The sequence below is a fragment of the Aeromonas sp. 5HA1 genome (genome assembly GCF_029237245.1).
GTDB classification, from domain to species: Bacteria; Pseudomonadota; Gammaproteobacteria; order Enterobacterales; family Aeromonadaceae; genus Aeromonas; species Aeromonas salmonicida.
Genome location: NZ_JAACFW010000044.1, coordinates 1 through 6475, shown reverse-complemented (window position 1 = coordinate 6475; position 6475 = coordinate 1). Strand labels below are relative to the sequence as shown.

The following is a 6475-nucleotide window of genomic DNA, read 5'->3' as shown; positions in this document are numbered from 1 at the left end:
GCTCGGCGTAATCGCCGTGGGAGAAGTTCAGGCGCATGACGTTCATGCCGGCATCCAGCATTTTAGCCAGCATTTCTTTGGATTCGGTCTTGGGACCTATGGTGCAGACGATTTTGGTCTTTTTCATGTCAGTCTTCATGGTTAAGGAGTTTCCGCCGTGCAATATACACCAGTTTTTGGATACTTTTTATGATCCAGAAACAACGTTTTGACCAGATAACGTTTTCTTTTCAGGGATAACGTTTTCCTCCCGGTTACTTTTTAGGGCATAAATTAACTGGTTTTCGCAGATCTGGCATAAATGTTGCCATATGTGTCTCGGAGCCAGTCAGCCTCGTCAGATGTTGTAAAATGACGATCCTTCCCTGTCATCAAGCCGTCATCAGTCTCGACAAGAATAGACACTGTGACTGAACATGAGAGCTGCAATATGGCGCCCTATCTGCTGATACTCTCTCTCGCCCTGCTCGGGATGCAGGCACTGCCCGCCAGCTGCTGGCCGGATGATCCAGCACCTCTGGATGGGGGCGTCAGCGCCCTTGAGCTCGCCGAATTGCACCAGATGCTGGCGGCCAGTGAACCCCTTCTCTCCCGCCCAGCCTGGCAAGAGCTGCGTCAGGCCACTCTGCTTGGCTGGCATCCACAATCCCGCTGAAAACCGTGTGATGAGCAAGAAAGGGAGGCCGAGCCGCCTTGCTATATCCAATAAAAACAATTACTTAGATGACAATCAATGAGTTAAGTACTACAGGGGGTGACGCTTGGTCACCCCAGATGACCCTGTTTGGGGCAATTTGTGGACATTTTGTCATGTGGTGGCAGCGGATTTTCCAGCGGGTTGAAGCGCACAGCATCACTCAGGTAGTCCGGTGCGAAGTGGGCATAGGTCATGGTCTGCTGAATGTTGTGATGGCCCAAAATTTTTTGCAGCGCGAGGATGTTTCCACCCGACATCATGAAATGTGATGCAAAAGTGTGCCGAAACACATGCACCTCCTGCCCTGCTGGCAGATCCGGTGCCACTGACTTGATCACCTCACGCACCAACATATAGTCGAGGTCACGGAATAGCGGGCTCCGGTTTAGCCCGTTTGTTATCTCTTTAGTCAGCTCGGCAGAGATCGGCACTGTGCGGTTCTTGCCATTCTTGGTGTTGATGTAGGTCACCCGACCGGCCAGCACATCCTCGCGGCGCAGATTGGCTGCCTCACTCCAACGCGCCCCCGTGGCCAGGTAGAGTTTGACCACCTTCAGGTTATCCCCCGATAACGCGGCCAAGACTTCGCCGATCTCTTCCTGGGTCAGGTAGCCCATCGACCGCTCAACCAGTTTGACCTTCTTCATCTCTTTGAGCGGATGTTCATGGTGGTAATGGCCGAGATCAATGAGTACCGAGAACACCCCACCCAGCATCTCTTGCTCACGGTTGACCGTCTTGGGCTGACGGCCAGCGTGCAGTCGCTGCGCCCGATACTCGGAGAACAGCGCCCGGGTCAATTGCCTTGCCAGCGGATGACGCAAAGCAGCATCTATATTGTGGAGTTTCTTGCGTACCGCCTCCCCTGCTTTCAGGGTCTGGCCATGGTAGCGCCACCAGAGCTCTATGAGCTCAGTGAGCGGCTGGTTGTCTGCCGGGCGATCAACCCACTCTTTATTATGCTCGGTGGCGATCACCCAGTGTTCGAACTGCTGTGCCTCGGACTTGGTCTTGAAGCGCTTGCGGATCCGCTTGCCCTCCATCCCCTGCGGGCGGATATCGACCAGGTACCCCTCAGGCGTGGATTTGATGCTCATTGCCCCTCCTTATATAGGAAGGCGCTCACCCATCCCTGCGGCCTGCGCATCGGTACCGCACCCGACCACTGCACTCTCACTGAGATCACACATCGCCATTTTGCTCGGCAAGGTGTGCAAAGGGGTGTCCGCCTATATCTCGAACGCCACCATGAAGGTGGTGCGCGAGCGCAAGCGAGCCATGATGAGCTGGCTGGCCGAGTCGGAGGTGATGAACGCCCAGTACGATCTGGTCGTGTCGATGAAGGATTGCTGGGAGGCCAGCACCTCCAATCCGGTCAACCGCCGCAATGAAATGATGACCCGCATGCGCGGCTTTGAGGACTACGCCGAGGAGCAGGGTCATGTGGGCGTCTTCTTCACCTGGACAGCCCCGAGCAAATTTCACTCCTGGACACAGCAACGCAACGGCCGGGCCATTGAGAACAAGCGGTATTCCGGCGCCACCCCACGCGAAACCTGCACCTACCTGGCCAAGCTGTGGAGTCTGACCCGAGCCGCCCTCAAGCGGAGCGATACCCCCGTCTATGGCTTTCGGGTCTGCGAGCTGCACCATGACGGCACACAGCACTGGCACCTGCTGCTGTTTATGCGCCCGGCCGACAAGTGGCGGGTGATCAGCCCCCTGCAGCATTACGCCCTGAGCCATGACCACCAGGAGCTGGAACGCAACAACCAGGGGATCCCCTTCACCGACATCACACCTCGCTTTGACTGCAAGGAGATCGACCTGGCCAAGGGGGATGCCACCGGTTACATCGCCGCCTATATCGCCAAGAACATCGATGGCGAGCACGTTGATGGTGATGACGAAGCCGGCACCAAAGCAGACATAGGCGCCCAGCATGCCTGCGCCTGGGCGAGTTGGTGGGGGATCCGCACCTTCCAGCAAATTGGCGGCGCCCCGGTCGGGGTATGGCGCGAGCTGCGCCGCATCAGAAATGCCAAGAAGCATGGCGATCTGGTGGGGCCCCCGAGCCGGTGCTACAAGACCCGCGCTTTGAGGCGGCCCGCTATGCCGCAGATAACGGCATCTTCCGCTGTTATATCCAGGCCATGGGCGGGGCCCTATCTACCCGTGCCGAGCACCCCATCAAACTGGCCCACCTCATCGAGGAGCAGGCCAACTGCTACGGCGAAGACATCAAACGCCTGATGGGACTGCACACCGCGCGCTTGGGTATCAAGACCCGCCTACAAGGGTGGGAAGTGGTGCCCGCAGGCACCCATGAGGCCACCAAGGCCGCCGGGCTGGGGTGTTGGGGTTCAGTCGGGCGACAGCCCGGCTCCTTGGAGCTCTGACAATAACTGTACGCGGCCGGATCCAGCGGCGTTCGCGGATCAGTTGATGGCAGAGCAATGGGGGTTATCGCCCTTCTCCATCGAGCGTTTGCGGGCTGGCGCCAGCGTCAGCGCGGACGGTTTCACCCTCTGGCTTGAGAACGGCCAACTACAGTCGTGCCGAGCGTTCCCGAGCGAGCCGGATTGGCTGCCAGAGGGCCTGTGCCAAGCCGAACAGGCTGGAACGGATGAATACGCGATCTCGGCTGATGACCAAGATTGGCCGATGCTGGTTGAGCTGTGCGGCAAGGTGTACCAGGTGAAGGGCCATGCTGGCGCCCGCAGCTGGATAGAGATGCTGCCCGAACCCTATTAGTCCGAGATGTGGTTAGTACTGGAGGGGCTGGATACGCCGGAGTGGCAGCAGGAACGGAATAGCAGCACCCCATATGAGTCTTTATGCATATACAGTAGAATGTAGTGCAAGATTGCTTATAACGTAATTTACGTATAGAAAAGCATTAAAGCGAGACAGTTAAAGCTTGACTTTTTTAGTTTTAGTGGGTGCTCGTCGTTACGACTGGTTAGTTTGAATGCTGTTAATTGCTTTTTAAACGGAGCATTAGGATACTGCTCAAAAATGGAGGTTCTGTGCTACAAAATAGAGTTGACCCTTGGGGAAAGTTGGTAGCGGTACCCGACCGCGGCGAGCTGATGGGTAACAGGGGAATCCTGCACAACGCTGAAAACCGCATCGTCAAGCATTGGTCTCATAAGTCTTGGGTTACCTGTCTTCTCCACTACAAGGAGATCAGGAGAGCACAGCCTTTTTCTCCCGGGAATTATTCAGAGTTGTTCTTCTTGGATGAAGCGACAGCCTTTGCTGCCGGCCATCGCCCCTGTACCCACTGCCAGAGAGAGCGTAGTAATGAATTCAAGGCAGCCTGGCTTGCTGCCAATGTTCCAATAGAGCAACATTATGGCTTTTCCATGAAGACGCTTGATACGCGTTTACACGAAGAACGAGCCATCAGAGGCGGTGCAAAGGTCACATATGAAGCTGAAGCATCTTGTCTTCCAAGTGGAACTATGTTTGAGCATGAAGGTCTCGCCTACTTGGTCAACAATGGTCGCTTCTTGCCTTGGACCTTCCAAGGTTATGGTAAAGCGGCAGCCATACCAAATACTTCAATTGTAAGAGTACTCACACCACGATCCGTTGTTGCAGCGTTTCACAATGCATTCATACCAAAAGTGCATTCAAGCGCAACGGCTTAATCTCCAATTACGCGAACATTAGGCAGACAAATGTTCATGTAATTTGATTCCGATGTAATGTGCGATACTTTAAATATTTATCTACTCAAGGGAAAGAGATATGAAAAAAAGCAATGTTTTTATATTGTGTTTAGTTCTATTTTTAAGTGCGTGTGCAACTAAAATAAAATCAATTCCAAACAATGAACTAACTAATCAATCCATAGATGAAATAAAGCATGATATAACAGAAAAACACCCAGTAAACTATATTGTTTTAGCTGCAAAACTATTTAATGATGGTAAATTAGATGATGCTGTAAAATGGTATTACGTGGGACAAATTAGGTTTAGAGCACACTTAATGGCAAATCCCGACATTGAACCATCAGGCGAACCCGCGCTTTACTCATCATTGCAAAATATAGTTGGCACCCCCATTAATGAGTACGCAGGACAAGATCCTAATCACTGGGTTGTATTGGTAGAGAAAGCTATTAAATGGAATGCTGAAAATCCAGATGGTTTCACACCAAAGTCATCAAACAAGAAAATTCATGCTGAAGTTGAAGCCAACTTCATTGAGTTTCGCGATTATGTCTCTAGTAACAAAGAAAAAATAAGGAAGCAAAGAACAGAAAACGGCTTAAAAAATAGTTAAGGAAGGTGCGAACAAGTGGGTCGTACCTTCACTATCAACCCCTTGCCACATTTGAAATACTCATTACTCCGAGATTTTGACTTTTTACCGCCCAAACCGGTCTTTTAAGCGCTATTTCCCCTCATCTCCGAGGCTTATTTCGATTTTTGGGCACAGCTATCCCATGCCCGTATCATCTGGTCCACTCGAAACAGGTTCGCCAGCATGAACAACATCGCCAGTTGGTTATCGTTCTTCCAGAGTCCTTTGTACCGTGCTTTCACAAAACCAAACTGACGTTTGATGAGCCGGAATGGGTGTTCCACCTTGGCGCGGACGCTGGATTTGAGCTTCTCAAAGATAATCACCGACTTGTTTTTACGAGGATGTTTTTTAAGTTCCTTGAGCTTGCCAGGGCGCATGGCAATCGCCCACTCAACCTTCACATCGGCCAGTTCTTCACGGTTTTCAGCCCCCTGATATCCTGCGTCAGCGAACACAAACGCTTCCTTGCCATGGAGCAGATTACCGACCTGATTGAGGTCGTGCTCGTTGGCTGACGTGGTCTCCAGACTATGAGTCAGGCCACTCTTGGCATCGACGCCTATATGAGCCTTCATGCCGAAATACCACTGATTGCCTTTCTTGGTCTGATGCATCTCGGAGTCACGCTCTCCACGCTTGTTTTTGGTGGAGCTGGGGGCTTCGATGATGGTGGCATCGACAAGCGTGCCTTGCTTCATCATGAAGCCCGCATCACGGAGCCACTGGTTGATGGCCTCGAATAGTTGGCGTGCCAGTTGGTGCTGCTCCAGCAGATGCCGGAAATTCATGATGGTAGTGCGGTCAGGGATGGCCTGGTCCAGGGAGAGTTTGGCAAACAGACGCATCGAGGCAATCTCGTAGAGAGCATCTTCCATGGCGCCGTCGCTGAGGTTGTACCACTGCTGCATGCAGTGAATGCGGAGCATGGTGTCGAGTGGGTAGGGACGACGCCCGTTACCTGCCTTGGGATAAACGGGTTCGATGACCTCCAGCATCCTTGACCATGGGAGCAAAGCGTCCATGCGAGCCAAGAATATCTCTTTGCGGGTTTTGCGGCGTTTACCATTGAACTCGCTATCTGCGAAGGTGAGCTGGTGACTCATGCTGAACCTCATCACTGATGCCAAGTGGGGCTCATGATCTCAAATCAGGGACTTGTTCGCACCTTCCTTAATCGCTTTACAAGATTTCATCGGTATGGGGTCGTACTGATGTTCGATTCAAAACGTTACAAATGCCCTACCGGACTGCGATGGCTTGTTGTCCTATCAACCCTGATGAGTTTTGTCTTCCTGGCAGCCTGCTTCGCGACACTCCTTCTTTGAACCAGTTGTCCCGTCCTGAATATGGTTTACACCTTTCCCCCACATAAATGGAGAGCCCGATGGGACAAGGTGTGAAACGGACACAGCGCGATTACTCGCTGACTTTTAAACTGGCGCTGGTCGAGCAGATTGA

At 52.6% G+C, this 6475-nt stretch carries 6 protein-coding genes and 1 pseudogene; 4 read left to right on the top strand and 3 right to left on the bottom strand.

What is annotated here, in order from left to right; genetic code table 11:
* Positions 1-127: pyruvate kinase (locus GWQ27_RS22130; RefSeq protein WP_265177126.1), on the bottom strand; the 127-nt coding region annotated here is incomplete at its 3' end.
* A 303-nt stretch (positions 128-430) separates the two neighbouring features.
* On the opposite strand from GWQ27_RS22130, the gene GWQ27_RS22125 reads away from it, so the two are divergent.
* Entirely contained in the window at positions 431-655 is a 225-nt protein-coding gene (locus GWQ27_RS22125; RefSeq protein WP_275908333.1) for a hypothetical protein, read from the top strand.
* A 110-nt stretch (positions 656-765) separates the two neighbouring features.
* Here GWQ27_RS22125 and GWQ27_RS22120 read toward each other — a convergent pair whose 3' ends face one another.
* The gene (locus GWQ27_RS22120) at positions 766-1794 is read right to left on the bottom strand and encodes a tyrosine-type recombinase/integrase (RefSeq protein WP_275908332.1); all 1029 of its coding nucleotides are present in this window, start codon (positions 1792-1794) and stop codon (positions 766-768) included.
* 79 nt (positions 1795-1873) lie between these two features.
* Here GWQ27_RS22120 and GWQ27_RS22115 point away from each other — a divergent pair.
* The 3 genes and pseudogenes from GWQ27_RS22115 to GWQ27_RS22105 form a co-directional block, all read left to right on the top strand.
* Positions 1874-3556: pseudogene (locus GWQ27_RS22115) on the top strand (replication endonuclease); the annotation flags it as partial.
* A 170-nt stretch (positions 3557-3726) separates the two neighbouring features.
* Positions 3727-4353, top strand: a complete 627-nt coding sequence (locus GWQ27_RS22110) for a hypothetical protein (protein ID WP_212540510.1) — start codon at positions 3727-3729, stop codon at positions 4351-4353.
* A 100-nt stretch (positions 4354-4453) separates the two neighbouring features.
* Entirely contained in the window at positions 4454-4993 is a 540-nt protein-coding gene (locus GWQ27_RS22105; RefSeq protein WP_275908331.1) for a hypothetical protein, read from the top strand.
* Between the two features lie 134 nt (positions 4994-5127).
* On the opposite strand, the gene GWQ27_RS22100 is transcribed toward GWQ27_RS22105, so the two are convergent.
* On the bottom strand, positions 5128-6120 hold the full coding sequence (locus GWQ27_RS22100; RefSeq protein ID WP_275908330.1) for an IS5 family transposase: 993 nt from the start codon (positions 6118-6120) through the stop codon (positions 5128-5130).
* Between the last annotated feature and the right edge of the window lie 355 nt (positions 6121-6475).

Excerpts from the sequence above, each read along its gene's own strand:
- GWQ27_RS22125 (WP_275908333.1), top strand. The coding sequence starts at position 431 with ATGGCGCCCTATCTGCTGATACTCTCTCTCGCCCTGCTCGGGATGCAG.
- GWQ27_RS22120 (WP_275908332.1), bottom strand. The coding sequence starts at position 1,794 with ATGAGCATCAAATCCACGCCTGAGGGGTACCTGGTCGATATCCGCCCG.
- GWQ27_RS22105 (WP_275908331.1), top strand. The coding sequence starts at position 4,454 with ATGAAAAAAAGCAATGTTTTTATATTGTGTTTAGTTCTATTTTTAAGT.
- GWQ27_RS22100 (WP_275908330.1), bottom strand. The coding sequence starts at position 6,120 with ATGAGTCACCAGCTCACCTTCGCAGATAGCGAGTTCAATGGTAAACGC.